The organism is Variovorax sp. IB41 (genome assembly GCF_016405905.1).
In the GTDB taxonomy this organism is placed as follows: domain Bacteria; phylum Pseudomonadota; class Gammaproteobacteria; order Burkholderiales; family Burkholderiaceae_C; genus Variovorax.
This window is the reverse complement of record NZ_JAEFCB010000001.1, coordinates 656,678-679,687: the sequence shown is the minus strand read 5'-3', so window position 1 is coordinate 679,687 and position 23,010 is coordinate 656,678. Positions and strand designations below refer to the sequence as shown.

28 protein-coding genes are annotated in these 23,010 nt (G+C 67.4%); 10 read left to right on the top strand and 18 right to left on the bottom strand.

The features are described 5' to 3' along the window. Window positions 1-4 precede the first annotated feature (4 nt). Genes JC881_RS03200 through JC881_RS03190 form a run of 3 tightly spaced genes read right to left on the bottom strand, consistent with a single transcriptional unit; the run spans window position 5 to window position 2,324 of the window. The gene (locus JC881_RS03200) at window positions 5-760 is read right to left on the bottom strand and encodes a substrate-binding domain-containing protein (protein ID WP_198784249.1); all 756 of its coding nucleotides are present in this window, start codon (window positions 758-760) and stop codon (window positions 5-7) included. 9 nt (window positions 761-769) lie between these two features. Continuing rightward, a complete protein-coding gene (locus JC881_RS03195) occupies window positions 770-1,390 on the bottom strand; it encodes an alpha/beta fold hydrolase (protein ID WP_233101504.1) in 621 nt (206 codons plus the stop codon). A 31-nt stretch (window positions 1,391-1,421) separates the two neighbouring features. Further along, window positions 1,422-2,324, bottom strand: a complete 903-nt coding sequence (locus tag JC881_RS03190; protein ID WP_198784248.1) for a LysR family transcriptional regulator — start codon at window positions 2,322-2,324, stop codon at window positions 1,422-1,424. A 114-nt stretch (window positions 2,325-2,438) separates the two neighbouring features. Between JC881_RS03190 and JC881_RS03185 the strand changes: the two genes are divergently transcribed. Continuing rightward, window positions 2,439-3,452, top strand: a complete 1,014-nt coding sequence (locus JC881_RS03185; RefSeq protein WP_198784247.1) for a zinc-dependent alcohol dehydrogenase family protein — start codon at window positions 2,439-2,441, stop codon at window positions 3,450-3,452. 144 nt (window positions 3,453-3,596) lie between these two features. Continuing rightward, the gene (locus JC881_RS03180) at window positions 3,597-4,601 is read left to right on the top strand and encodes an AraC family transcriptional regulator (protein WP_198784246.1); all 1,005 of its coding nucleotides are present in this window, start codon (window positions 3,597-3,599) and stop codon (window positions 4,599-4,601) included. Here the strand turns inward: JC881_RS03180 and JC881_RS03175 are convergent. Then, window positions 4,598-5,779: an ABC transporter substrate-binding protein gene (locus JC881_RS03175; protein ID WP_198784245.1), complete on the bottom strand. Its 1,182-nt coding sequence runs from the start codon at window positions 5,777-5,779 to the stop codon at window positions 4,598-4,600. The two genes, JC881_RS03180 and JC881_RS03175, sit on opposite strands and share 4 nt — an antisense overlap. A gap of 187 nt (window positions 5,780-5,966) precedes the next feature. Here JC881_RS03175 and JC881_RS03170 point away from each other — a divergent pair, with 187 nt between their 5' ends. Genes JC881_RS03170 through JC881_RS03145 form a run of 6 tightly spaced genes read left to right on the top strand, consistent with a single transcriptional unit; the run spans window position 5,967 to window position 11,436 of the window. Continuing rightward, the gene (locus JC881_RS03170) at window positions 5,967-7,226 is read left to right on the top strand and encodes a dienelactone hydrolase family protein (protein ID WP_198784244.1); all 1,260 of its coding nucleotides are present in this window, start codon (window positions 5,967-5,969) and stop codon (window positions 7,224-7,226) included. Further along, the gene (locus tag JC881_RS03165) at window positions 7,223-8,185 is read left to right on the top strand and encodes a PDR/VanB family oxidoreductase (RefSeq protein ID WP_198784243.1); all 963 of its coding nucleotides are present in this window, start codon (window positions 7,223-7,225) and stop codon (window positions 8,183-8,185) included. Before JC881_RS03170 ends, JC881_RS03165 begins: the two co-directional genes overlap by 4 nt. A gap of 23 nt (window positions 8,186-8,208) precedes the next feature. After that, complete coding sequence (locus tag JC881_RS03160) at window positions 8,209-9,567, top strand: aromatic ring-hydroxylating dioxygenase subunit alpha (RefSeq protein WP_198784242.1); 1,359 nt, start codon at window positions 8,209-8,211, stop codon at window positions 9,565-9,567. Then, the gene (locus JC881_RS03155) at window positions 9,564-10,061 is read left to right on the top strand and encodes an aromatic-ring-hydroxylating dioxygenase subunit beta (RefSeq protein ID WP_198784241.1); all 498 of its coding nucleotides are present in this window, start codon (window positions 9,564-9,566) and stop codon (window positions 10,059-10,061) included. The genes JC881_RS03160 and JC881_RS03155 overlap by 4 nt, the downstream gene beginning before the upstream one ends. Next, window positions 10,058-10,651: a cysteine hydrolase family protein gene (locus tag JC881_RS03150; protein ID WP_198784240.1), complete on the top strand. Its 594-nt coding sequence runs from the start codon at window positions 10,058-10,060 to the stop codon at window positions 10,649-10,651. Before JC881_RS03155 ends, JC881_RS03150 begins: the two co-directional genes overlap by 4 nt. Next, window positions 10,648-11,436: an SDR family oxidoreductase gene (locus JC881_RS03145; RefSeq protein WP_198784239.1), complete on the top strand. Its 789-nt coding sequence runs from the start codon at window positions 10,648-10,650 to the stop codon at window positions 11,434-11,436. The genes JC881_RS03150 and JC881_RS03145 overlap by 4 nt, the downstream gene beginning before the upstream one ends. Before the next feature lie 4 nt (window positions 11,437-11,440). Here JC881_RS03145 and JC881_RS03140 read toward each other — a convergent pair whose 3' ends face one another. Both JC881_RS03140 and JC881_RS03135 read right to left on the bottom strand, forming a co-directional pair. Beyond that, entirely contained in the window at window positions 11,441-12,511 is a 1,071-nt protein-coding gene (locus JC881_RS03140; RefSeq protein ID WP_198784238.1) for an MBL fold metallo-hydrolase, read from the bottom strand. A gap of 95 nt (window positions 12,512-12,606) precedes the next feature. Next, window positions 12,607-13,494 carry a CsgG/HfaB family protein gene (locus JC881_RS03135; protein WP_198784237.1) on the bottom strand — a complete coding sequence of 296 codons (888 nt, stop codon included), beginning with the start codon at window positions 13,492-13,494 and terminating at the stop codon, window positions 12,607-12,609. A 317-nt stretch (window positions 13,495-13,811) separates the two neighbouring features. Here JC881_RS03135 and JC881_RS03130 point away from each other — a divergent pair, with 317 nt between their 5' ends. Beyond that, window positions 13,812-14,030 (top strand): hypothetical protein, encoded by a 219-nt coding sequence (locus JC881_RS03130; protein ID WP_093432143.1) that lies wholly within the window; start codon window positions 13,812-13,814, stop codon window positions 14,028-14,030. A 39-nt stretch (window positions 14,031-14,069) separates the two neighbouring features. On the opposite strand, the gene JC881_RS03125 is transcribed toward JC881_RS03130, so the two are convergent. From JC881_RS03125 to JC881_RS03100, 6 genes are all read right to left on the bottom strand, one after another. Beyond that, complete coding sequence (locus JC881_RS03125) at window positions 14,070-14,471, bottom strand: GreA/GreB family elongation factor (protein WP_198784236.1); 402 nt, start codon at window positions 14,469-14,471, stop codon at window positions 14,070-14,072. Between the two features lie 257 nt (window positions 14,472-14,728). Next, complete coding sequence (locus JC881_RS03120; protein WP_198784235.1) at window positions 14,729-15,034, bottom strand: polysaccharide deacetylase; 306 nt, start codon at window positions 15,032-15,034, stop codon at window positions 14,729-14,731. Between the two features lie 87 nt (window positions 15,035-15,121). After that, complete coding sequence (locus JC881_RS03115; RefSeq protein WP_198784234.1) at window positions 15,122-15,772, bottom strand: murein hydrolase activator EnvC family protein; 651 nt, start codon at window positions 15,770-15,772, stop codon at window positions 15,122-15,124. A 141-nt stretch (window positions 15,773-15,913) separates the two neighbouring features. Next, entirely contained in the window at window positions 15,914-16,573 is a 660-nt protein-coding gene (locus JC881_RS03110) for a GAF domain-containing protein (protein ID WP_198784233.1), read from the bottom strand. 117 nt (window positions 16,574-16,690) lie between these two features. Next, window positions 16,691-16,945 (bottom strand): hypothetical protein, encoded by a 255-nt coding sequence (locus JC881_RS03105; RefSeq protein ID WP_198784232.1) that lies wholly within the window; start codon window positions 16,943-16,945, stop codon window positions 16,691-16,693. Window positions 16,946-17,010: 65 nt separating this feature from the next. Continuing rightward, window positions 17,011-17,298: a hypothetical protein gene (locus tag JC881_RS03100; RefSeq protein WP_198784231.1), complete on the bottom strand. Its 288-nt coding sequence runs from the start codon at window positions 17,296-17,298 to the stop codon at window positions 17,011-17,013. Between the two features lie 441 nt (window positions 17,299-17,739). On the opposite strand from JC881_RS03100, the gene JC881_RS03095 reads away from it, so the two are divergent. Next, a complete protein-coding gene (locus JC881_RS03095; RefSeq protein ID WP_198784230.1) occupies window positions 17,740-18,216 on the top strand; it encodes a hypothetical protein in 477 nt (158 codons plus the stop codon). An 18-nt stretch (window positions 18,217-18,234) separates the two neighbouring features. Here JC881_RS03095 and JC881_RS03090 read toward each other — a convergent pair whose 3' ends face one another. The 6 genes from JC881_RS03090 to JC881_RS03065 form a co-directional block, all read right to left on the bottom strand. After that, complete coding sequence (locus JC881_RS03090) at window positions 18,235-19,356, bottom strand: site-specific integrase (RefSeq protein WP_233101503.1); 1,122 nt, start codon at window positions 19,354-19,356, stop codon at window positions 18,235-18,237. A gap of 1 nt (window position 19,357) precedes the next feature. Next, window positions 19,358-19,630 carry a hypothetical protein gene (locus JC881_RS03085; RefSeq protein WP_198784229.1) on the bottom strand — a complete coding sequence of 91 codons (273 nt, stop codon included), beginning with the start codon at window positions 19,628-19,630 and terminating at the stop codon, window positions 19,358-19,360. A 289-nt stretch (window positions 19,631-19,919) separates the two neighbouring features. After that, window positions 19,920-20,492, bottom strand: coding sequence for a hypothetical protein (locus JC881_RS03080; RefSeq protein ID WP_233101502.1), 573 nt, complete (start codon window positions 20,490-20,492; stop codon window positions 19,920-19,922). Between the two features lie 98 nt (window positions 20,493-20,590). Continuing rightward, a complete protein-coding gene (locus tag JC881_RS03075) occupies window positions 20,591-21,433 on the bottom strand; it encodes a hypothetical protein (RefSeq protein ID WP_198784228.1) in 843 nt (280 codons plus the stop codon). Beyond that, window positions 21,423-21,605 carry a hypothetical protein gene (locus tag JC881_RS32290; protein ID WP_233101501.1) on the bottom strand — a complete coding sequence of 61 codons (183 nt, stop codon included), beginning with the start codon at window positions 21,603-21,605 and terminating at the stop codon, window positions 21,423-21,425. The genes JC881_RS03075 and JC881_RS32290 overlap by 11 nt, the downstream gene beginning before the upstream one ends. Before the next feature lie 376 nt (window positions 21,606-21,981). Next, entirely contained in the window at window positions 21,982-22,854 is an 873-nt protein-coding gene (locus tag JC881_RS03065) for a glycosyltransferase (protein WP_198784226.1), read from the bottom strand. Window positions 22,855-23,010 lie beyond the last annotated feature (156 nt).

Here is a 23,010-nt window from a genome sequence, read left to right as displayed (position 1 = left end):
GGCGTCAGGGCCCTTCCATGCCCTTCTTCGTGAGAACCTCGCGAGCCTCGGCACTGCCGAGCAGCGCGAGAAAAGCTTTCGCGGCCGCCGGATCGCGCGCGGCGACTGCCACGGCCCCGGCATACACCGTGTAGTTCTGGATCTCGGCCGGGATCGGGCCCACCAGCGCGGCGCCCGGCACGGCGAGGATCTCGCTGATCTGGTGGATGGCGATGTCCGCCTTGCCATCGACCACGCGCTGCGCCACCAGCCCGCCGGGCACCAGCACCGCCTTGGCCTCGATCTGCGGCGCGATGCCCATCGTGGTGAACAGCTGCGACAGGTACACGCCGCTGGAGCCGCCCGCTGCCGGATCGATGTAGGCCACGGCGCGCGCGGCCAGCAACGTCTGCCGGAGTGCGGCCACGCTGCCGATGTCGGGCGCGGGCGCACCCTGCCTGACCGCGACGCCGATGCCGACGCGCGCGAGCCGCGCCGAAGTGCCGGCGTCCACCTTGCCGGCCTTGGCCAACTGGTCGAGCGCAGCCGGCGTCAGCACCACCACGTCGAAAGCCTCGCCATCGCCGATGCGGCGCTGCAGCGCGCCGGCCGTGTCGTTGTCGATGACCAGCCGATGGCCCGTGCGCTGCGCGAAGGCCGGCGCCAATGCCGCGACCACCGGCTTGAACGCGCCGGCCGTCAGCACCTTGAGGTCCGCTGCCGACGCGCTGCCGCACAGGGCCAGGAGCGCGAGGGCGATGATCGTTTTCAGGTTGCGCATTTTCTTGGCTCAACGAGTGGATGACACAACGCGCGCAATCCAGGCGAGCAACACCGCCACGACCTCATCGCGGTTGGTCTCGTTCAGCGTCTCGTGGCGCGCCCCGCCGAACACGTGGCACGACACATCGCGCAGGCCCGCCTCGCGGTAGCGCTGCACCAAGGGGTAGAACCATTCGGCCTTGTTGCTGACCGGGTCCTGGTCGCCGATGAAGAGATAGAGCGGCAGTTCGGGCCGGATGCGCGATTGCATCGCCGCGGGCGTGAGTTCCGCGAGGTCCGCGAACATGGAGCCCAGGCCCTCGGCCGAGACCGTGAACCCGCACAGCGGATCGGCGATGTACGCATCGACCTGCGCCGGGTCGCGGCTGAGCCAGTCGAACGGGGTGCGCACATCGGGCAGCGCGGCGTTCATGTCTTCCAGGCGAAAGCCGCTTTGCAACGCGGCACCCAGCAGGTCGAGCGCCGCGGTGCCCGAGAGCACCGCGCCGGACAGCAACTCGCTGTGCCGCGTCAGGTAGTACTGCGTGGCGAACGAGACCATGCTGTGGCCGATGAGGATGAGCGGCAGGCCTTCCACCGCGTAGCCGTCGTTGGCGGTCAGCTCGAAGTTCGTTTCGGCATTTGGCATGCGGTGCCCTCCGTGAAAGCGGGTTGCCATCCTAATCGTTGAAGGCGCGCAGCATGGCCTTGCGCAACCACGCCTCCGCCGAGTCCTTGTCGGTCACCGCGCGCCAGGCCATCCTGATCTGGTAGTCCGGGCTCTCGAACGGCAAGGCCTCGTAGCGCAGGCCGCCTTGCGCCGACAGCGCCAGCGCCACGTGCTCCGGCACCGTGGCCAGCAGGTCGGTGCCGGCAAGCACCGCGGGGAGGCTCCCGAACTGCGGCACCGAGAACGCCACGTCTCGCTGCCGCCCGAGTTCGTCCAGCGTTTCATCGACGGTGCCGCACAGGTCGCCCGCATAGGTCACGAGCACGTGGCGGCGCCGGCAATAGTCGTCGAGCGAGAGTTTTCCGGGCACGCCGTCCGCGCGCAGCATGGCGAAGCGCGCGGTGCGGACCTTGCGGACCTTCGCATCGGCGGGCAGGTCCTTCAGGAACGACATCACCGCGCTCACGCGCCCTTGCTCCAGGTAGCGCATGGCGTTGCGGTAGCAGACCGTGAGCGTCACCAGCTTGGCGCCGGGCACTTCGGCGCTGAGCGCGCGCAGCAGGCGCGGCAGCATCGCGATCTGCAAGTCGTCGGTCAGGCCGATGCGGAACACCGGTGCGGCGCGCTCGGGCTCGAAGTCGGCCTGCGCGCGGAACGTGGCCTCGATCTGCGCGAGCGCGGGGCCCAGGCCCTGCATCAAGGCGAGGGCGCGCTCGGTCGGCTCCATCACGCGGCCCTGCCGCACCAGCAGCGGATCGCCGGTGAGTTCGCGCAGCCGCGACAGTGCATGGCTCACCGCGGGCTGACCCAGGTTCAACCGCTCCGCGGCGCGGCTGACGTGGCGCTCCCGCATGAGCGCGGCCAGCACCGTGAGCAGGTTCAGGTCGATGCGGTTGAGTTCGATGGGTTTCATCTGCGTCCTGGCGTTATCGATTGCGCGCATAGCGAATATCCCGCGAATCGATTTCCTCGATGGTCCTCAGGCTTCTAAATTTAAGCCATCGATCATTCAAGAAGGAGATTTTTCATGGGCAAGATGGTTCGCTTTCACGCGTTCGGCGGTGCCGAGGTGCTGAAGATCGAGGAGGTCGAGACGCCAGCGCCCGGCGTCGGCGAGGTGCGCGTCGCGGTCGAGGCCATCGGCCTGAACCGGGCCGATGCGCTGTGGCGCGAGAACCTCTACATCGAGGACGCGACGCTGCCAGCCGGGCTGGGCAACGAGGCCGCGGGCGTCGTCGAAGCGGTGGGCGAGGGCGTCGAAGGGCTGAAGGCGGGAGACAAGGTCGCGGTGCTGCCGGGCGCCGGCCAGGGACGCTATCCCACCTATGGCGAGCACATCCTCCTGCCGGCGACGCACGTGGTGCGGTACCCCGGCAACCTTTCGGCCGCGCAGGCGTCGGGGGCGTACATGGCCTACCTCACGGGCTACTTCCCGATGTTCGAGATGGCGCAGTTGCAGCGAGGGCAGGTGATGCTCGTCACCGGCGCTTCATCGGGCACCGGCATCGCGGCGCTGCAGATGGCGCACGCGGCGGGCATCGTCGCCATCGCGGTCACGCGCACCGCTGCCAAGCGCGAGGCGCTGCGTGAAGCCGGTGCAACGCACGTGGTCGTGACGCACGATGAAGACGTGGGCGAGCGCGTGCTGCAGCTCACCGAGGGCCGCGGCGTCGACCTGGTGTACGACGGCGTGGGCGGTGCGCAGGTCGAGCGGCTCGGCGACGTGGTCGCGCACCGCGGCTTGTATGTGCTGTACGGCCTCTCGGGCGGGGCCGAATTCAGGTACCCGGTGATCGCGCAGTTCAGAAAGAGCTGGCGCTTCCACGTCTACAAGGTGCTCGAGCACACCGGCGCGGCCACGATGGGATTGCCGCGCGACGAGGCCGCGCTCGGCCGCGCGCTGGCCTTCATCGACGCGGGCCTCGCGGACGGCACGCTGCAGGTGCGCATCGATCGCGAGTTCGCATTCGGCGACGTGGTGCAGGCGCACGAATACCTGGAGCGTGCGGGGCACATCGGCAAGGTCGTGCTCACGGTCTGAGCGGCACATTCGTGGAGCGATGCCGGGCAAGCTTCTTGCACGTCGGGGCAAGCCCCATGGCGGCAAGCGCGACCCGGCGGTAGATTGCGGGCACGCCCCCAGTGGCAAACAATGGTTTCCAACCCCCTGACCCCAGGAGTGCCCGTGGACGCATGGTCGAGCCAGCAGCTTTCTCCCTTGTACCGACGCGAGGTGTTCCGCTCGCGCGAGGCGGACGAAACCCACGCGCTGGTCGCCCATGAGCTGAAGGACCATCGCAGCGTCTGGGGGCGCGGCAAGGTCGATGCGGTGTTCTGCCGCGCCGAGATGAGCGCACTGTCGCTGTGCATCCTGCGCTACGGCTGCGATGTCGATATCGAGCCCGACGCGCTCGGCAACTTCGTGCTGGTGCAGATGCCGCTGCACGGCCATGCCGAAATCCGCACGGGCGGCCAGACGCTGCAGATCCATCCGGGCCAGGGCGCGGTGGTGTCCGCGCACAAGCCGGTGCGGCTGCGCTGGCATGCCGACTGCGAGCAGCTGATGCTCAAGATCGAACTGGGCCGCCTGCAGGACGTGGCGCGCCGCGCCTTCGCCGTGCGCCATGCGGAGGAGGTGGGCGAGATCGATTTCGACATGCCGCTGCGGCTGGACGACGCCGCCGGCACGCAGTGGTGCCGCATGGTGGCCAACCTCGCGTCGCTGCTGCCTGCGGCGGGCGACGGCGGCACCCCGTACGACCCGCGCTGGCTGGCCCACTGCGAAGACAACCTCATGCTCTACCTGCTGTGCCACAGGCCCAACTCGGTGCGGCGGCAGCACGATGCGCTGCGCCTCGGCTCGGAGGCAGCCAGCCTCGGGCAGTTGCGGCGCGCCGAAGAATTCATGCGCAGCCGGCTCGACACGGCCCTGTCGCTCGAAGAAGTGGCACAGGCCGCGGGCGTGACGCGGCGCACGCTGGCACTCCTGTTCCGGCGTCATCGCGAGCTCTCGCCGATGGAGGTGCTGCGCAACATGCGGCTCGATGCCGCGCATGCGCAGCTCGCGCGGCACGACGGCGCGAGCGTGACGCAGATCGCGCTGGACTGCGGCTTCTCGCACCTGAGCCGCTTTGCCGCCTGTTACCGGGAGCGCTTCGGCCAGCTCCCGCGCGACACTTCAAGACATTAGGACTTCATCGCGCACTTGGCGGCCGAGCTGTCCTGGTAGTTCTGCAGCACGGTGCCGATCACCTTGTTGGTGATGCGGCCGCTCGCGTCCTTGCCGATCACGCGCAGGTAGTAGTTCTGGATCGGGAAGTTGTTGGCGCCGTAGCTGAAATCGCCGCGCACCGACTTGTACTTCGCCGCCTTGATCGCCTTGAGCAGCGCGGGCTTGTCAGCCACCTTGCCGCCGGCATCGCGCACGGCCGCATCCATCGCCATGAGCACGTCGTAGGCCTGGCCGGCATAGAAGGACGGATTGCGCCCGTTGTTCTGCTGGCGGAACTCGGCCACGAAGCGCTGGTTGGCGGGGTTGTCCAGGTCGTAGGACCAGTGCGCGGTGTTGAAAAGCCCGAGCATCGGCTCGCCCACGGCGGGGATCATGTCCTCGTCGGCGGAGAAGGCGGTCGAGATCAGCGCCACGTCCTTCGAGAGGCCCGCGCCGACGAACTGCTTGATGAAGCTCACGCCCATCGCGCCGGGCAGGAAGAAGTAGAGCGCGTCGGGCTTGCTCGCGCGGATCTGCGCGAGCTCGGCCGAGTAGTCCAGCTGGCCGAGCTTGGTGTAGAGCTCGTCGCCCACGCCACCCTTGAAGTTGCGCTTGAAGCCGTTGACCGCGTCCTTGCCGCCGGGGTAGCTGGGGGCGATGAGCGCGACTTTTTTGAAGCCCTTGTCGGAGGCGAACTTGCCCGCGGCTTCGTGGTACGCATCGTTGGGGTACGACGCGCCGAAGAAGTAGGGGTTGCACTTGGCGCCCGAGTAGTCGCTCGGGCCGGTGTTGCTCGACAGGTAGGGCACCTTGGCGGCGAAGAGCGGCGGACCGACCGCGAGCGCGACCGACGAGCCCACGGGGCCGGTGAAGAGGTCGATCTTGTCGCGCAGCAGCATGCGCTCGACCACCTGACGGGCCAGGTCGGGGTTGCCGGCGGTGTCGGCCTCGACGAACTCGACCGGCACGCCGCCCAGCTTGCCGTTGAGCTGCTTGATCGCCACCGCGAAGCCGGCCTTGGACTCTGCGCCGCCGACGGCGAAGGGGCCCGAGAGGTCCATCGCGAGGCCGACCTTGACGGGCTGGGCCTGTGACAGCGATGCGCCAGTGACGGCGGCGAGGGCCAACAAGGCCGTTCGGATGCTTGTCTGCGACATGAGAGATCTCCTCTGGAGGGATTCGGTTGACGTGGGGGGTGAATGCAATGCGCGTCGCAGTCTGCGTGCCGCCGCCGCGGCGGGCTATCCGTTTCTTGCAGCGACGTTGTTTGCAGGAAGTGGACAGACATCGCCAAGGGCGCTGCCCAGAATTCCGAAAAGCCCCACCACTTTGGAGACATCCACGATGAGTCAGTACATCGACATCCCGGCCGGCGACGGCCGCAGCTTTCGCGGTTACCTCGCACTGCCGGCTTCGGGCAGCGGCCCCGGCATCGTGCTGTGCCAGGAGATCTTCGGCATCAACGACTACGTGCGCGAGGTGGCCGACCTCTATGCCGAAGAGGGCTACGTGGTGCTCGCACCCGATCTCTTCTGGCGCATGGAGCCCGACGTCGACCTGGGCTATTCGCCGGAGGACTGGCAACGCGCATTCGGCTTCTTCCAGAAGTTCGACATCGACGCCGGCATCGCCGACGTCACCGCGAGCGTGAAGGCGCTGCGCGCGCACCCGGCCTGCACCGGCAAGGTCGGCGCGCTGGGCTATTGCCTCGGCGGCAAGCTGGCGTATCTGGCGGCTGCGCATTCGGGCGTGGATGCCGCGGTGGGCTACTACGGCGTGGGCATCGAGGCCGCGCTCGACCTCGTGCCGAAGATCGAATGCCCGATCGCGCTGCACTTCGCCGAGCTCGACCAGTTCTGCCCACCCGAGGCCCGCGCCCAGGTGCTCGAGGCCTTTGCCGGCAAGCCGGGCGCCCAGATGTACGTCTACCCCGGCGTGGACCACGCGTTCGCGCGCACCGGCGGCGACCATTTCGACAAGCCTTCCACGCTCATGGCGCACCAGCGCTCCATGGCGCTGTTCAAGGAAGCCATCGGGCCGGTCTACGACCTGTCGGCGCTCTGGGACAAGCACTGCGAGTACGAGTTCGGCACGCGCGATGTCGTCGCGACCATGGGCACGATGGTGAGCGAGCCCTACGTCAACCACATCCCGACGATGACCGGCGGCGTGGGCGCCAGGGAGCTCTCTCGCTTCTACAAGCACCACTTCATTCCGACGACGCCGCCGGACACGCGGCTCACACCGATTTCGCGCACCGTGGGCGCGACGCAGATCGTGGACGAGATGCTCTTCTCTTTCACCCACACGGTGGAAGTCGACTGGATGCTGCCGGGCATCGCGCCGACCGGCAAGCCGGTGGAGATTCCGCTCGTGGCCATCGTCAAGTTCCGCGGCGACAAGCTCTACCACGAGCACATCTACTGGGACCAGGCCAGCGTGCTGGTGCAGATCGGCCTGCTCGATGCCAAGGGCCTGCCTGTGGCGGGCGTGGAGACCGCGCGCAAGCTGGTGGACGAAACGCTGCCGTCGAACACGCTGATGCCGCGCTGGTCGAAGTCCAGCGGCCTCACGATCGCCGACCCCGCGCTGCCGCTCGGATGACGCAGGGCGCTGACATACTGGCGCTGGTGGTGGCTTCGGTCACGCCGCTCACGCCGGCCATCAAGGCCTTCGTGCTGCGGCCGGCGAATGGCGGCGAGCTGCCGCCGTTCGCACCGGGCGCGCACCTGAGCGTGAGCGTGCAGGTCGCGCAGTCGAGCGGGCAGCGCGCGTATTCGCTGGTGCGCCCGCACGACGGCTCCAGCAGCTACGAGATCGCGGTGCTGCACGAGCCCGAGGGCTCGGGCGGCTCGGCCTGGATGCACGGCCTCGTGCCCGGCGCGGTGCTGGCCGCGCACCCGCCGCGCAACGACTTCGCCTTGCACGAGGGGGCGCTGCCGCCGCTGCTGGTGGCGGGCGGCATCGGCATCACGCCGCTGCTGTGCATGGCGCGCGCGCTGGCCGCCGAGGGGCAGGCCTTCGACTTCTTCTATGCGACGCGCAGCGAGGAGGCGACCGCCTACCTCGCCGACGTGCGCGCGCTCGGCGGCACGGTGGTGCACGACGGCGGCGACCCCGCGCGCGGCCTCGACCTGCGCGCGCTGCTTGCGGCGCCGCAGAGCGGCCGCCACTTGCATGTTTGCGGCCCGCGCGGCATGGTGCAGGCGGTGGTCGACACCGCCCGCGCACAGGGCTGGCCCGAGAACCACGTGCACTTCGAGCTCTTCGCCGGCGCGCTCGCAGAGGCCGGCGACACGGCCTTCGAAGTGCGCACGCTGCGCTCGGGAAAGACGCTCGCGGTGGCGCCCGGCCAGAGCCTGCTCGACGTGCTGATCGCCGCCGGGCTCGACCCGATGTACGACTGCCGCCAGGGCGATTGCGGTGTGTGCGTCGTCGACGTGGTGGAGGGCGTGCCCGACCACCGCGACCACAACCTGAGCCCGCGCGAGAAGGCGGGCGGCAAGACCCTGTGCACCTGCGTGTCGCGCGCCAAGACGCCGCACCTGGTGCTCGACATCTGACGACGCTTCAGGAGACCCATCCGATGAATTCCGTGATCCCCATCATCCCCATCATCCCCATAGCCGCCAAGGCTCCCATCGACATCCAGTCGCTCGTGCAGCCCGACCGCGTGCACAAGCGCGTCTACACCGACCCCGCCATCTTCGAGCTGGAGATGGACCGCGTTTTCGGCCAGGCCTGGCTGTACGTGGGCCACGAGAGCCAGGTGCCCAACGTCGGCGACTACTTCACCACGCGCCTGGGCCGCGAGTCCGTGGTGATGGTGCGCCACACCGACGGCGCGGTGAACGTGCTGTACAACCGCTGCCCGCACAAGGGCGCCAAGATCGTTCCCGATGGCAGCGGCAGCGCCGGCAAGTTCCTGCGGTGCCTGTACCACGGCTGGACCTTCAAGTGCGACGGCAGCCTCTTGTCGGTGCCGCTGCGCAGCGGCTACGAGGACACGGCGCTCGACCTCAAGAGCGGGTCGCACGCGGTGCGCAAGGTGGCGCGCGTGGCGAGCCACCGCGGCTTCGTGTTCGCGAGCCTGTCCGAAGAGGGGCCCGAACTGGCCGACTTCCTCGGCGGCGTGGCCACGTCGCTCGACAACTTCTGCGACCGCGCCCCCGATGGCGAGGTGGAAGTGGCCGGCGGCGTGCAGCGCGTGATCCAGCGCAACAACTGGAAGATCTTCTTCGAGAACCTGCACGACACGATCCATGCGGTGGCCACGCACGAGTCGTCGTGGCGCGCGGCCAAGGAAGAATTCGAGGCCATGCCCTCGGGCACGCCCAAGCCCTTCGAGGTGGTGATCGTCGACGGCAACGGCGAGCCGCTGGAGTTCTGGGAGAACCTGGAGCTCAAGGGCTACGACAACGGCCACGGCTTCATGGAGGGCATCTTCGTGCCGCCCACCGACCCGGTGAGCCTGGCCTATGTGGCCGCGCTCGAAGCCAGCCAGGGTGCGCAGCGCGCCGACGAAATCCTGCGGGTGAACCGGCACAACACCATCGTCTACCCGAGCTGTTCGCCGCACACCTCGTTCCAGCAGATCCGCGTGATCCGGCCGCTGTCGGTCGATCGCACGCTGGTGGAGATCTTCAGCTTTCGCCTGAAGGGCGCACCGGAGGCGACTTTCCAGCGCACCTTGAAGTACACCAACATCGTCAACTCGCCCTCGTCGAACGTGATGCCCGACGACCTGGAGGCCTACAACCGCGTGCAGGAGGGGCTGGCCTCCGACGGCGGCGACTGGGTCAGCATGCACCGCGCGGCCGGGCGCGACCAGCCGCTGCCGGGCGGACGGGCCTCCAACGGCAACAGCGAGATGCCGTCCCGCAACATGTTCGCGGCGTGGGCCTCGTACATGGACATCGGTGAGCAGGCCGGGAGCGCCGAATGAACTTCAACGACTGGCACGAGCAGCAGGCGATCACGCAGTTCCTGCACCACGAGGCGCGCCTCCTGGACGAACACCGCTGGGACGAATGGCAGCGGCTCTTCACGCCCGACGGGCTCTACTGGGTGCCGCTGGTGCACGGGCAGACGGACCACATCAACCATGCCTCGCTCTTCTGCGAAGACGCGCTGCTGCGCTCGATGCGGGCGCGCCGGCTCGAGCAGGCGCGCGCCTATTCGCAGCAGCCGCCTACGCGCACGGTGCATGTGGTGGGCAACATCGGGCTCGAATCGCGCGACGAGCAGGGAGGTGGAGAAAGCTGCGTGGTGCGCTCGACCTTCTTGCTCCTCGAATGGCGCAAGACCGAGCAGCGCACCTTCGGCGGCAGCGTGCTGCACACGCTGCGGCGCGAGGGCGACGGATTCCGCATCCACATGAAGCGCGTCGAGCTCGTCAATTGCGACGCGCCGCACGAAGCCCTGCAGGTGTTCATGTGAAGGCCGCGCTGCTGGCCATGCACTACCAGAACGACGTGCTGCACGCCGATGGCAAGGTGCGGGTGGGCGTGGCGGCCGACGACCCGGCGCGCCCGCTGCTGATCGCCTCGGCCGCGCGCCTGATCGCCGGCGCGCGGGCGAACGGCGTGCCGGTGATCTTCGTGCGCATCGCCTTCGCGCCGGGATACACCGATTGCCTCGGCAACTGCGCGCTGTTCCGGCGCGTGGCCGAAACCGGGGCGGTGCTCGATGGCGAGTGGGGCGCGGAGTTCTACGAGGAGCTCGCGCCGCTGCCGGGCGAGGCCATCGTCACCCACAAGCGCAACAACCCGTTCTGGGCCAGCGGACTCGAAGACGTTGTTCGCCGCACCGGCGCATCGCGGCTCTACGTGGCGGGCATCGCGACCAACCACGTGGTCGAGCACGGCGCGCGCCACGCGAGCGACCTGGGCTACGAGGTGGCGGTCGTCGCCGATGCCTGCAACACTGCGCAGGCGCACCTGCACGCGGCGAGCCTGGAGACATTGGCGATGCTCGCGGACGTGGTGCACGTGGACGAAGCGGTTGCACAGATGAAGGCCCTGCCATGAACTGGAATTTCGAAGGAAAAGTCGCCATCGTCACCGGCGCGGCTGCGATGCTCGGCGCGGCCATCGTCCGTGCCTTCGTGCAGGCCGGCGCGCAGGTGCTGGCGGTGGACATCGATGCCACGCGCGGCGAGGCGCTGGCGGCCGAGCTGGGGCCGCGCTGCCGCTTCGTCGTCTGCGACATCGCCTCGGACGCGGCGCTCGATGCGCTGGTGGCCGATGCGCTGGCCAGCGAGGGGCGCATCGACTTTCTCATCAACAACGCGGTGGTGTACGGCGACAACGGCATGGCGTCTTCGCGCGGCGAATGGCTGCAGGCGCTCGACGTCAACCTGGTTTCCGGCGCGCTGCTGGTGAGCAAGACCGCCGATGCGCTGGCGGCGCAGGGCGGGTCGGTGGTGAACATGGGGAGCGTCGGCGGCAAGTTCGGTACGGCGGGGCGGGCGCTCTATCCGGCGGCGAAGGCGGCCATCCTGCAGCTCACGCGCAACCAGGCCGCGAGCCTCGCGCACCGGCGTGTGCGCGTGAACTCGGTGTCGCCCGGATGGACCTGGTCGGACGCGCTTTCGCGCATGGCGGGCGGCGACCGCGCGCACGCGGACCGCATGGCGGCGCCGCTGCATCCGCTGGGCCGCGCGGGCGACGGCGACGACGTGGCGCAGGTGGTGCTGTTCCTGTGCTCGGACGCCGCGCGCTTCGTGACCGGCGCGGACATTCCGGTCGATGGCGGCTTCTCGATGCTGGGCCCGGACCAGGGGCGCTCGGCGCGCGACTGGTTCGGCGCCTAGCGCATCAGCTCGCGAGGCGGTACCAGCCAATGCCGTCTTCGGCGATGTCGCAGGCGACCTCGCCGCGGTGCAGCAGGTAGTTCAGGCACGCGAGGCTCTCGCCCGTTGCCATGCCCAGCAGTTGCACGTCGGACTCGGCGATGCTGCGCGCGAACAGGCTCGCGAACACATCGACCGCGCGCTTCGGTGTCTTCAAGGTGTTGCGCAACCGGTCGAGCGCGCGCTCCTGCCCCTGCTGGAGCCGGTCGATGCGCGCATGCAGGCCGCGGAAACATTCGTTGTGCGAGGGCAGCACGAGCACGTCGTCGGGCACCTCGCGCCGGAGCTTGGCGAGCGACGCAAGCCAGTCGGCCATGGGATCGGCATCGGGCTCGATCGGCGAGACCGAGACGTTGGACGAGATGCGCGGCAGGATCTGGTCGCCCGAGATCAGCACCTTGAGGTCGGGGCAGTACAGGCACGCGTGCTCGGGCGAATGGCCGTTGCCCGTGACGATGCGCCAGTCGTGCGCGCCGATGCGCAGCACCTCGCCGTCGCGAAGCCGCCGGAAGCTGTCGGGCAGCGGATGGATGTGCTTGCCGAAATTGCCGAACCGCGTGCGGTAGGTCTCGATGGCCGCATCGCTCCAGCCGGCGCGGCGGTAGAAGGCGATGGCGTCGTCGGGCGCCTCGCGGCCGGTGTCGGACACCATCACGCGGCACATGAGGTATTCGGAGCGCGTCATCCACAACCGCACGCCGAACTTGCGCGTGAGCCAGCCGGCCATGCCCACGTGGTCGGGGTGCATGTGCGTGACGAAGACGCGGGTAAGGCCGCGCGTGTCGGGCGAATTGGCGAAGAGCTCGCGCCAGACGGCCGCCGTTTCCTCGGTGCGCACGCCCGTGTCCACCACGGCCCAGCCGGCGCCGTCGTCCAGCGCCCACAGGTTGATGTGGTCGAGCGAGTAGGGCAGCGGCATGCGGATCCAGTGCACGCCCGCGGCGACCTCGATCGACTTGCCGCGTGGCGGGAGCTCCGCAAAGGGGTAGACGAGCTTGCCTTTTGCCGCTTCCGCCGTCTCTTCCAAACCATCCATCGTGTTCACCTCCAGAGGGGTGAATTGTGAACCCGGGCGAAATTCAGGCCGGGGTCCGGCCTGCAAAGGCGATGGGCTTGCTCGCCTACTTGTGCCTACTTGCGCCGACGGGCGGCTGGTGCCGAGGTCTGCGACGGTGCCGCGCCGCCATCCACGCCCAGCCGGCCGCCACCGCCGAGCCCTTGGCCGCGCACGGTCTGCGCCTTGTAGTTGCGCAGCGAACGGACCATCTGGTTGAAGGCGTCCATGAAGGCCGCGGCAATCACCTTGCCCTGCGGCGTGCGCGTGTAGCCGCCGATGCCGCCCGCGCCCGAGTGGCCGCCCAGGCCCGCGAAGCCCGCGAAATCGGTCTTGGAGGCGCTGCCTTCGGCGGCCGCGACCTGCACGCCCGAGCGGTTGTCGATGAGGGTCAGGAGCGCGCTGGCTTCCTTGGTCTGCAGGCTCGCGCCGATGCTCGCGATGGCGCGGCCACGGCCGCCGCCCACCAGGCCGCCCAGCGCACCGCCCAAGCCGCCGGCGTCGTTGTTGCTGAACACGATTTCGGGCGACAGGCCGTAGTCGGAAGCCACCATCTGGCCGCGGCCGAAGTTGCTGCCGCCGCGCATTTCGCCCGACTGCATGAGCGCACGCTCGCGCGTCATGGCGTTCATGCCGGCCGCGCCGCGCTCGACCACCACGAAGCAGTTCGATTGCTGCACCAGGAGGCGCAGCAGGTTGGCCGTGGGCGGCAGCTTGTATTCGCCGGTGAGCACGGTGTACCAACCGGCGTTGACGTTCTCGATGAGGGAGACGGTACCCAGCGGCGAGTCGCAGCGCTCGAGCGCGCCGCTTTCGCCGGCGGTGGCCGAGCCGGCGGCGCTGCCGGTGGCCACGGTCTTGGCCGACTGGCTGCCCATCTGCATGTCGGTGGTTGCGCAGCCGGAGAGAACCAGCGCGCCGGCAAGCACGCTGGCGCTTGCGAAAGAAAGTTTGGAAGAAGCCATGTCCGGATCAACAGGTAAGGAATGAAGAAGCGCTCCCGCCGGGAAGCGCCACTCATCGGGTACCGAAGTGGGACCGCGTGGCCTGTATGACCTCCCCGATTCGTCGCGCCGCCAGCGACCGCGCGACGATACGACCTGGCGCATCGGCAGGCCAGTGCCGAAAGTCATGGTCCCGCGCGCGGCGAAGCGGGCGGGATTATGACCCGGCGCGCACCCGCGGACAGGCGGCCCCAAGGCTCCCCGGAAGGCGCAGGGAGATGGCCCGGCGCCCGCTGCGGCGCAGTTACAGTCGGGCCTTCAACACGAGGAGTTTTCAGATGGCAACCACCAAGAAGAATGTCGTTGGCGAAGCAGCAGCGGAACTGACCCGTCAACAAGTCGCGCAGGCCCTGGCCATCGCCGGCGCCTCGAATTTCAGCGGCGCTTCGGACCCCTCCTTCGTCGGCTCCATCCTGGTGGCCCTGGCCGTCAACACCAGCTCCGTCAGCGCGACCATCGACAGCGCGAAGGGCCGCACCCCCGTCGTCCAGCACTGAGCTCGACCCTGACATCGACCATCAGATCCGTCAGGTCCGTCAGGTCGTGTAGTCGCCGCTGGCCTCGGGCTGGAAGAGCACCGTGAGCACGCGCGCGGCGCTCTCTTCGCCGCCCGGCGTGCGCCAGCGCGCCGTTGCACCGGCCTTCAGGCCGAGCAGCCCGATGCCCACGGGCGACAGCACCGAGATGAAGCCGTCGTTCGGCGCCGCATCGTCCGGGTAGCAGACGACCAGCTTCTGCCGCTCGCGCGTGGGCAGGTCTTCGATTTCGACCTGCGCGTACATCGTGACGATGTCCGCGGGCACCTCGCGCGACGGAAGAACGTCCGCCATGTCCAGGAGATCGGCGAGCGCCGGGGGAGGGTGACCGCCCGTCAGTTTCTGAAGGCGGACGAAGTCCAGTTCGGTGAGCGTGCGCTCTCCGTGAATCGTTGCAAGCATGAATGAAGCACTCCAATGAACGCGCGGGAGCGGTGCCCGGCGGTCTATGGTTTGCGCATCAAGGAAAGTAGCGGACCACCGGGCTCAGGAAAGTGCGCAGGTGTGTCGGAACACCGCCGAGATCGCCGCAACGACATCCGTGCGACGCGCGCCGGCTGCCGAAGGCAGGGCTGCGCATGCAGGGTGTGGGCGGAACGCGGGCGAGGGGACCATCCGCTCGAGTGTAGGGAGGGGAGGACGTCCGTCAAGCAAAGGCCTCACGCGTCTTGCCGATAAGACGTGCACCGGTCATCGTTGCGCGCGTCGTCGTCGTTCGCCTTCGATGCCTCGTCGCCTTCGTCAACCTCGTCGATCCACTCGAGCTCGTCGGGCATGTAGGGGCGCGACCACGTCATGCCGTCGAGCCGCACGCGCACCATGAGGCCCCGGGCCGTGGTGACCGTTCCCGGCTGGCCCTGGTAGACGACGCGTGCCCCCTTTTTTGCCGGCACATTGAATTGCGCGCAAATATCCTCGAAACCCAGCCGCGGAGGCATCTTCAGTTCGGTGTTCGTTGTTGCCATGCAGGAGCTACGCACGAGGCGCCGCGCTGGATTCAACTGATTTGCACGGAACGATGAAGCGGCCGGCAAGCCGCGGAAAATCAGGCGCTAGTCAGCCGAGAAATACGCATTGGGATCGACCGCATTGCCGTTGCGGCGCAGCTCGAAGTGCAGCTTGACGCGATCGGCTTCGGTGCGGCCCATGTGGGCGATCACCTGGCCCTTCTTGACGGACTGCCCCTCCTTGACCAGCAGCTTGCTGTTGTGCGCGTAGGCAGTCACAAAGGTCGCGTCGTGCTTGATCATCACGAGCTGGCCGTAGCCGCGCGGGCCCACGGCCGCATAGACGACCTTGCCGTCGCGCGCGGCAATGACGGGGTCGCCCTCCGATCCCGCGAAGTCGACGCCCTTGCTGTTGCGGCCGTCGAATCGCTGGATGACGGTGCCGTTCGACGGGCGAAGGAAATTGCGCTCCGCCTTGGCCACGGGCGCGGACGGGGAGACCGGTGTCGACGGTGCGGGTTCACTGCTCCGCGCGCGGCGCTCGGGCGCGGGACGGGCGTCGTTGCGGGCCGAGGACGCCGGCTTGGCACTTGCCGCTTTCTTCGGCGCGGGGGCCGGGGCGGGCTTGGTGGCGCAACCGATGAGCAGGACGCTCAGTGCGCCCGAAGCAAAGGCCAATGCCATCCGAGGAGGGATGAGCGGTCGGGAAGGAGAGGGGGCGGGGAATCCGGGGACAACTTGCGGCTTGAAATGCATGGTCAGGACTGTAGGGGAATCCGTCGACCATCCGGTGACGCACGGTCTGCGGGTCGTGCGGTTGTGCCTCGATTGCCGATGCGAAGTGGTGCCGCGGGCCGCGATTCGGAAAGCGCGGCTAGGAGTTCTTCCTCGACCGGCCTACGGCGCGTCGTCCAGCAGCGGCCGGATGACCTGCGCGATCGCCTTGAGGTGCTCGAACTCGAGGTCGCTCAGCGGCTGCTCCTGCACATCGAAGTGACAGAGCGACCCGAACAGCGCGCCGGTGCTGTCCATGATCGGAGCGCCGTGGTAGGCGACCATCACGCCCTGGTAGGGATGGCCGTCCAGGCGGTCGTCCTGCGCCGAGTTGCTGGTGAGGAACATGCCATCCCGCAGCACGTACTGGCAGAAGCTGGTGCCCAAAGGGACTTCGGCCAGGAATTCGGGCCTGACTTCGTGGGCCTTGTCCACGAGCTCGATGTTGCGCAGCAACTCGCCCTCGAGCCGGTACACCGCGGTGTACCGGTGCGGCACGCGTTGGTTCAGTTGTTCCAGCCCGGCCGCCAGGCCTTCGCGCCGGGACAGTTCCACGAACACCTCGCCCGCGTCACCCGAGGCGGCCTGGGCCTGGGTCATGAGCAGTTGCAGGTACAGCCGTTCGAGTTCGCGCTCCCAGGCCGTGCCTGCGTCGAGCAGCGCGAGGTCGGCTGCGCGCTGGTCTCCCGCAGGCGCGACAGTCGCCAGCGTGGGGTAGGGCCTGAGCGCGATGCCGGCGGCGCGCAGGGCCTGTTCTTTCTGGATGCGGGAGATGGCGGGCATGTGAGCTTTCGTTGCATACCGAGTCTATGCGGCAAGGGCTCCCCAATGAAAGATGCCCCGCTGCCGTTCGGGCAGCGAGGCATTCAGGAACCGCCAAGGGTGCGTCTGGCTTCCCGATCAGGCCGCAACGGAGGGGACCCGCATCGGCACGAGGCCCAGCGGTGCGATGCGCGAAATGATCTCCGCATGCATGAGCCCGAGGGACTGCGCTGGCGTGAAGCTGGCCTGCACGATCACGCCGGCCGCGCCGATGGTGCGGTTGACGGTGGCTGTGGTGATCGCGCCGGGAAACATGAGCGCCTTCTGCACCTGGCGCTGCTGCTCTTCGTTGCAAAGGGGCAGGCTGAATTCGTATTGACTCGTGCTTTTCATTCAAGACCTCGATTCGATGGACGAAGGGCGAGTCTAGCGGCTGCCTTGCAGCCCGAACGAAGGGCTCAAGACTTGACGCGCCCCAGGCGCAGCGCGCCCTTTTGCTCCAGCCGCCGAAGGATCGAGCAAAGCGTCGAATAAGGAATGCCGATGCCCCTGCGGACGAGTTCGGTCGCCGTCGCCTGGGGCGTGCGGATTTCCGCGGGCAGCGTGGCGACTGCCTTCAACACATCCGTTTCGCGTCCGTGCAATGTCGGGCGCAACTGGATGAACTGGTTCTCGGGGCCGGGGCCTTTCGGCGCCACTTGAAGCATGCCGGTGACGGCGGCGCGCTTCCCGTTCTTGAGGGTCATGGCGCCGGAATGTGCAGCGCGGACCTGAACGGCATGTGAATGCGCGAACTCGATGCGGCATGTACCTGCACATGAGCGTGTGCGAGGCGGCGACAAGCGCCCACAATGAAAAAAGCCCGCTACGTTATGTAGCGGGCTTTTCAGTTGCCTTGCGGCTTATTGTGGCTCCTCGACCTGGGCTCGAACCAGGGACCTACGGATTAACAGTCGGATGACAGTTCGGGGCGCTGGGGCGCATGAATGCTGCAAAGCCGCCCTGGCGCCGCCAAACAATTTCAGCGGATCAACCCCCTCAAACTGCCTATTAAACGTGCAAAACAGGGGGGCAAAACACTGGATATTTGGCACCTGAAGGTGCCTCCTTTGATCGAACTGGCGTAGGGCATCTTCGGGTAGCTACTTCGATCCAAAGCGGGCACGCTTTCGGGCTTTGGAGAAGAAATGAACCAACAACATCCATCGATGTTCGCCGTGCGCGGGTTGCCGAATGGGCTGCTAGGGGAGTCCTACGTGATCGTTTCAGCCTGGCAGGAGTCGAACGCCTTGTGGGAGGCCGAATTCCATGTGCTCACAAGCCGCCCGTCCTACGCTCGGACCAGCGGTCTAGTCGAGTTTCCGCTTGCCGGATACCCATCCGAGTTGCCTGCAATTGACGAGGTATATATGGAAGGCGAGGCGCGCCAACAGGCCGAGATCGCCCTTATCGAACTCGTCGACAAACGAGCCGCTCAAGAGAATCGACCGGATGTTCTGTCTCACCCCTTCAGGTTGGAGGCGAGCAATATTTCGGCGGTCAGCCTGTGGACGCGCGGCATCCATCTGGACGCCTTGAAGTCCATCGCAGTTCAGACACGAAGCCCGAAATTGAAGGTTCATCTTCGTCTGGTGATGAGCATCCATAGGTTGGAACGGGCCTGAGCTGGTGTCGGGAAAGCACTACGAGGCCAACTCCACCATGTTCGGCTGTGCGGTCTCCCTCCAGCGCTGTTTGATGTAGACCTCGGTCGTCGCCTTGTTCTTGTGGCCGCAGAGCAGCTGGATCTGCTCGATGGGCACGCCGGCGAGCCACATGTCCGTCGCGCCCTTGCCCTTGAGGTCCCGGAACCCGAAGGAGGGCATGGGCGCGATGCCGCGGGCCTTCCGGCGCACGTTGGCGACCTCGATGGATTTCTTCAGATTCGAGCAGATCCCGTCGTAGGTGTAGGCGTCGCCGTCCAGGCGGTGCACCAGCGGCTGCATCAGCCGCACCACGTTGCTCTCGGTGCCGAGCGCCTTGTCGAGCAGGATCGTCACGCCGGCCGGCAGCTCGATCTTCAGTTCGACCTTCGTCTTGTTCTGGATGTGGTGCAGCTTCCGCACGCCGCCCTCGGTGATCAGGTTCGCTGAGGTCCACAGCACGATGTCGCTCTCGGGCCGCTGCAGCGTGCGGTAGGTCAGCTCCATCATCAGGCGCTCGCTGGCCGCGGCAACCGCGTAGACCTCCCGGAACTCGTCGTGCTTGACGTAGCGCGCCCGGCGCACCTCCTTGTTCTTCTGGACGCCGCTGGCGCGCAGGCAGGGGTTGTATTGCAGGCCCGGCACCTTGCCCGTGCGCAGCAGCCAGCCGAAGCACGCCGACAGGCACGCGCGCTCCCGGTTCGCCGGCGTCGGGCGGCCAAGCTCATGCATGGTCGTCAAGAAGTCCTGCACCATCGCCGGCGTGATGTCCGCGGGCGTGCGCGGCGGCGCGAAGAACACGCGCAGCGCGCCGCGCTTCCGGGTGGCGGTGGGCGCCTCGATGGCGTCGCGGTAGTCGTCGCGCGTGCGCGCGGCCATCGTCTTCTTCAGGACTCGCTGGTCGCAGTGCAGCAGGAACTGGTCCAGCCAGTAGACCATCGTGCCGTAGAGGCTGTCCGGGTCGTTGTGGATCCGGGCCTTGCGGTTCGCGTCGTCCTTGTCGGTGCCCAGGCGCTCCCACTTGCCGCCCGGGTGGACGTAGTAGTAGGCCCCGTGGTTGAGGTAGACGCGGGGCTCCAGCCCAGTGTCGATTTTTCGGCGGCGGCCCATGGTGGGGGGCATCTTAGGCCGCCTTCCGGCCAAAAAGGGCAATGACGGCAGCACAGTCGCCAGCAGCGGGGCGCGCCGCCGACAAGGCGGCCTCTTGCGCCAGCGCGGCGCGGCCGCTCAGCACCGCCTCGGCGTGCGAGCGCACCACCAGTGGCCGGCCGTTCGGCTTGCGGTTCACGATCAGGCCCATTCCGGGCAGGCGCTTGCGCTTTGCTGCATGTGAGTTAGCGCCCAAGCCGTCGCAGATGCCGTCAATCTCCTCGTCAATGAGGAACATGCTACTCATGGCTCAACTCCCAGCTGGCTGGCATAGCGCTTTTCCTGTCGACGCGCTGACCTAGCTGTGCCAGCATTCGGCAACTTTTGAGGAGAAGGCGCTATGAAAACATTTCGTTCAGCAATTCTTTTCGCGTTCGCTTCGGTCGTTCTGAGCGCAGCTGTAGCAGCGCCACCCGAGTGCAAGGAGCCGAACGCCCCTCCTGAATGCTTCAAAAAGCAGACCAAAAAATAGTCTCGACAACGGCGCGTTGCAGCGCCACGCGATAAACGGCTGAGGTCGACTGGGACGCTGCCGCTCATTGCGTGTGGTTCCTGTTGGCGTCGCGTGATGGGCTGTCGAGTTCCGTGGCTGGCAGCGGTGAGTGCTTCGGCTTCGTCGCCTGCTTCGTGCCGATCTGCTCGACCTTCGTCCAGATGCGCGCCAGCTCGACCTCGCCTGCCGGGTGCATGTCGTGGCCTTGCGCCAAGCACAGCGCGGCCAGCGTGACCATGACGCCGCCCACCTCCTGGGCGACCTCGCCGACTGGGCGGTCGAAGACGTAGTCCAGGAGCTGGTGCGCTTCGCTGCGCGTGCAGCCGCAGGCCTGCACCAGCTCGACGGCCTCTTCCAGGAAGCGGTGGTTACGTTCCTCGCGGTCGCCGGCGATGGTCGCGCCGAAGCACGCTAGGAGCCATGGCTGCACGCGCGCCTGGAACGCACCCGCCCCATCGGCGCCGGCGTAGAGCAGCGTGCCCACCGGCAAGGCCTTGAGCAGCATCGCCTCTCCCTGGCCGTCGCCGATGGGCTCAACAACCGCTGCGGGTACTGCAGTGGGCTGCGTGGCTGCGAGGGCGGCACGAGCTTTCCAGCCGCACCAAGCGTTGTTCACTGCGCTGTTGCAATAGTGAAAGTTGCTCCCGCTGCCAAACGTGCTCAGGTCTCCGGCGTCCTTGCGGATTTCAGCCTCAAACGCGGCACGCTCGTCGCTCACCGCCTGCAGTGCTCCTGCTTGAGCGGCGGGGTGCCCGGCACTGAAGCGGATGCCCTGGAGCGCGGCGCGCGCGATCCGCCCTGCGTTCGGGTCCCGACTTTCGAGGGCGGCAATCTTGCCGAGTGCCTCACGCAGCGAGTCTGCGTGCGCCGGCGCGGCCGCGAGCATGGCTCGGTACACCCGCGGCGGGAAGTCGTCGTTCCCTGTGCAGCGCGCGGCGGTGCGCACGGCGGCCACGTGCATCTCTTCGGTGATAGCGGTGGGGACCGTTTTGCCATTCGGTCGGAGAGGCGGCAGGGGCGCGCGAGTCGATCACGTTCAGTCCGTCCATTTGATGCAGCCCGCGCTCGAACAGCGGCCGGAGGTCCGGCCGTCGACCGCGCTGGCCACGTGGGTGAGAAGGCCGCCGCACTTCTGGCAGCGGATGGATCCGCGCTGCGTCTCGGCAGGGCGGTAGGTCGGCGGCGCGCAGTGCTGGCTGCCGGCTGGACCTGCGCGAGCATCTGCGCCTTCGCGGCCTTCAGCGCCTGCCGCTCCTCCTTCATCGCCTTGATCTGCGCGTCGAGGTTGACGAAGTCTTCGTCGGTCTTCGGCTCGCGGATGAGCTTGGTCGCGAGGAACTCGCGCAGGCGCTCCTCGAACACCTTGAAGTTGTCCTGCAGCGCGAGCTGGCCGGTGACCTGCACGAAGGGGGCGGGCAGGGCTTCCACCGGCTCGGCCACGACCTTCTCGATGGTGGGCGTGTCGGACGGCACGTAGGCGGCGAGGTCCTGCGCGAACTGGGCCCAGCCTGCGACGATCTGCGCGCAGCTGCAGGTCGGGCAGATATCAGGCTTCACGGCGCTCGACCAGTTCGTCGCCGCTCCACTTCGTGACCATGAACAGCACCTTCTGGCAGCCCGAGACGGCGCACTGCTGCTCCATCTGCACGCGGTACACCGCCCGTGCGCTGGCCGCACTGGTCGACCTGCAGCGCGTGGTGGCGCTGGTCGCGAGCCATGCCAAACGCAACAGGAGAACGTCAATAGATACGAAAACCGCCTCGGCGTCCTGGCTGCCCGCGGCCGCGCTGTTACTGCTGAGCTTGGCCGGGTGCGCAAGCAATACGCAGACTACGCCGCCCTTGATCGCGAGCAGGCCTCAGCCGACCTCGCTGCCTGCCAGCGTGTCGCGGATCGATCCGCAGCCCTCGCGGCCATGGCCGCTCGAAGTCGAGAGCTTCTTGAACGAGGCCGACTCGTTGTTGAAGGGCGAGACAACGAAGTGCAGCTTCTGCTCGGCACCGTGAACAATGACCGCGCGCTACTGGCGCCGCCCTAGGCCTGCAACTGTTTGAGATTTCCCGCTCTGGCTTCGGCCGGGGCGGGATTTTGTCGTTTATGGGGCGTCAGCCGGTCCAGCCCCACCACCGCCGTCGCTTCGGGCCGTCTGTCGCGACTGGTGCGCGGACTGGATATCCCGCTTCCAGGCGCGCGCCAAGCTCACGGAACGCTTGCGCCCCATCGAGGCCGCGGCCTTCTTCCCAGCCCTTCACCCGGTCAACGATGTCGTACAGGCTGCGCAGCACGGATACGGCGGCGACGTAGCCAGTAGCGTCTTTCGTCTTTGCCTGGGCGAAGTGGTGGTCGATTTGCCGATGGGCGAAGGCGATCAGATCTGTGTCGTCCTCGAACATGCGGTGGCGGTCGCCCTGCGAGGTGTACTTGTTCGTTTTATCGATCCAAGTCGCCGTGTCCTTGTGCGTGAGATGGTGGATGCATATCCCGTTTTCTGCCGAGGGGAAGGCGCAGTCCTCGACGCGGTAGTTCCACTCGTTATGCACAGTGCTTCTGAAACTCACGGCGTCGCGGCGAAACATCCTCGGCTTGCGATCGGGCCAGTAGTAAGCATCCTCGTCATGCGTGCCGAGGATGTAATGGCGCAGAGGGAAGATGTAGACGCAGGCGCTTGGTGCTTCCAGCTCGCTTTGGATGTATCGGCCGGCCTCAGCGCTGAAGCACTCGTCGTCGTCCATGCACACGATCCAGTCGTGCGTGCATGCATCCACGGCAGATTGCCTGGAGTCTTCCCCGAGTGGGCGCCATGGCTCAACGATGACGCGGTCAGCAATCTTCGCGGCAAGCTGAGCGGTCCCGTCTATCGACGACTTGTCTACGACGATCAACTCATCGACAAACCATAGTGATCGCAATGTCGTTTCAATTACGTCTGCGCGGTTGTATGAAATGACAACGCCGCTGATTTTCTGTCTCTCGCCCATGGGCTCCTCGTGGTCTGGGCTTCAATTCTTGCACGCGGCCGAGCTCGGCGCGCAACCGGGTAAACGCCGGTCTAGAAGAGGTCGCCCTGCGGCGGCCATGCAGCGCCGGCGGTTTGCATCTCGGGTCGAGGTAGTTCTTTGTAGGCCGAATGACAG

What these genes read in the sequence shown, in the direction of transcription:
- JC881_RS03095 (WP_198784230.1), top strand. Translation starts at nt 17,740, where the DNA reads ATGAACCAACAACATCCATCGATGTTCGCCGTGCGCGGGTTGCCGAAT.
- JC881_RS03105 (WP_198784232.1), bottom strand. Translation starts at nt 16,945, where the DNA reads ATGAAAAGCACGAGTCAATACGAATTCAGCCTGCCCCTTTGCAACGAA.
- JC881_RS03200 (WP_198784249.1), bottom strand. Translation starts at nt 760, where the DNA reads ATGCGCAACCTGAAAACGATCATCGCCCTCGCGCTCCTGGCCCTGTGC.
- JC881_RS03160 (WP_198784242.1), top strand. Translation starts at nt 8,209, where the DNA reads ATGAATTCCGTGATCCCCATCATCCCCATCATCCCCATAGCCGCCAAG.
- JC881_RS03110 (WP_198784233.1), bottom strand. Translation starts at nt 16,573, where the DNA reads ATGCCCGCCATCTCCCGCATCCAGAAAGAACAGGCCCTGCGCGCCGCC.
- JC881_RS03145 (WP_198784239.1), top strand. Translation starts at nt 10,648, where the DNA reads ATGAACTGGAATTTCGAAGGAAAAGTCGCCATCGTCACCGGCGCGGCT.
- JC881_RS03125 (WP_198784236.1), bottom strand. Translation starts at nt 14,471, where the DNA reads ATGCTTGCAACGATTCACGGAGAGCGCACGCTCACCGAACTGGACTTC.
- JC881_RS03065 (WP_198784226.1), bottom strand. Translation starts at nt 22,854, where the DNA reads ATGGGCGAGAGACAGAAAATCAGCGGCGTTGTCATTTCATACAACCGC.
- JC881_RS03120 (WP_198784235.1), bottom strand. Translation starts at nt 15,034, where the DNA reads ATGGCAACAACGAACACCGAACTGAAGATGCCTCCGCGGCTGGGTTTC.
- JC881_RS03100 (WP_198784231.1), bottom strand. Translation starts at nt 17,298, where the DNA reads ATGACCCTCAAGAACGGGAAGCGCGCCGCCGTCACCGGCATGCTTCAA.
- JC881_RS03170 (WP_198784244.1), top strand. Translation starts at nt 5,967, where the DNA reads ATGAGTCAGTACATCGACATCCCGGCCGGCGACGGCCGCAGCTTTCGC.
- JC881_RS03195 (WP_233101504.1), bottom strand. Translation starts at nt 1,390, where the DNA reads ATGCCAAATGCCGAAACGAACTTCGAGCTGACCGCCAACGACGGCTAC.
- JC881_RS03165 (WP_198784243.1), top strand. Translation starts at nt 7,223, where the DNA reads ATGACGCAGGGCGCTGACATACTGGCGCTGGTGGTGGCTTCGGTCACG.
- JC881_RS03190 (WP_198784248.1), bottom strand. Translation starts at nt 2,324, where the DNA reads ATGAAACCCATCGAACTCAACCGCATCGACCTGAACCTGCTCACGGTG.
- JC881_RS03140 (WP_198784238.1), bottom strand. Translation starts at nt 12,511, where the DNA reads ATGGATGGTTTGGAAGAGACGGCGGAAGCGGCAAAAGGCAAGCTCGTC.
- JC881_RS03175 (WP_198784245.1), bottom strand. Translation starts at nt 5,779, where the DNA reads ATGTCGCAGACAAGCATCCGAACGGCCTTGTTGGCCCTCGCCGCCGTC.
- JC881_RS03130 (WP_093432143.1), top strand. Translation starts at nt 13,812, where the DNA reads ATGGCAACCACCAAGAAGAATGTCGTTGGCGAAGCAGCAGCGGAACTG.
- JC881_RS03185 (WP_198784247.1), top strand. Translation starts at nt 2,439, where the DNA reads ATGGGCAAGATGGTTCGCTTTCACGCGTTCGGCGGTGCCGAGGTGCTG.
- JC881_RS03155 (WP_198784241.1), top strand. Translation starts at nt 9,564, where the DNA reads ATGAACTTCAACGACTGGCACGAGCAGCAGGCGATCACGCAGTTCCTG.
- JC881_RS03135 (WP_198784237.1), bottom strand. Translation starts at nt 13,494, where the DNA reads ATGGCTTCTTCCAAACTTTCTTTCGCAAGCGCCAGCGTGCTTGCCGGC.
- JC881_RS03115 (WP_198784234.1), bottom strand. Translation starts at nt 15,772, where the DNA reads ATGCATTTCAAGCCGCAAGTTGTCCCCGGATTCCCCGCCCCCTCTCCT.
- JC881_RS03090 (WP_233101503.1), bottom strand. Translation starts at nt 19,356, where the DNA reads ATGCCCCCCACCATGGGCCGCCGCCGAAAAATCGACACTGGGCTGGAG.
- JC881_RS03085 (WP_198784229.1), bottom strand. Translation starts at nt 19,630, where the DNA reads ATGAGTAGCATGTTCCTCATTGACGAGGAGATTGACGGCATCTGCGAC.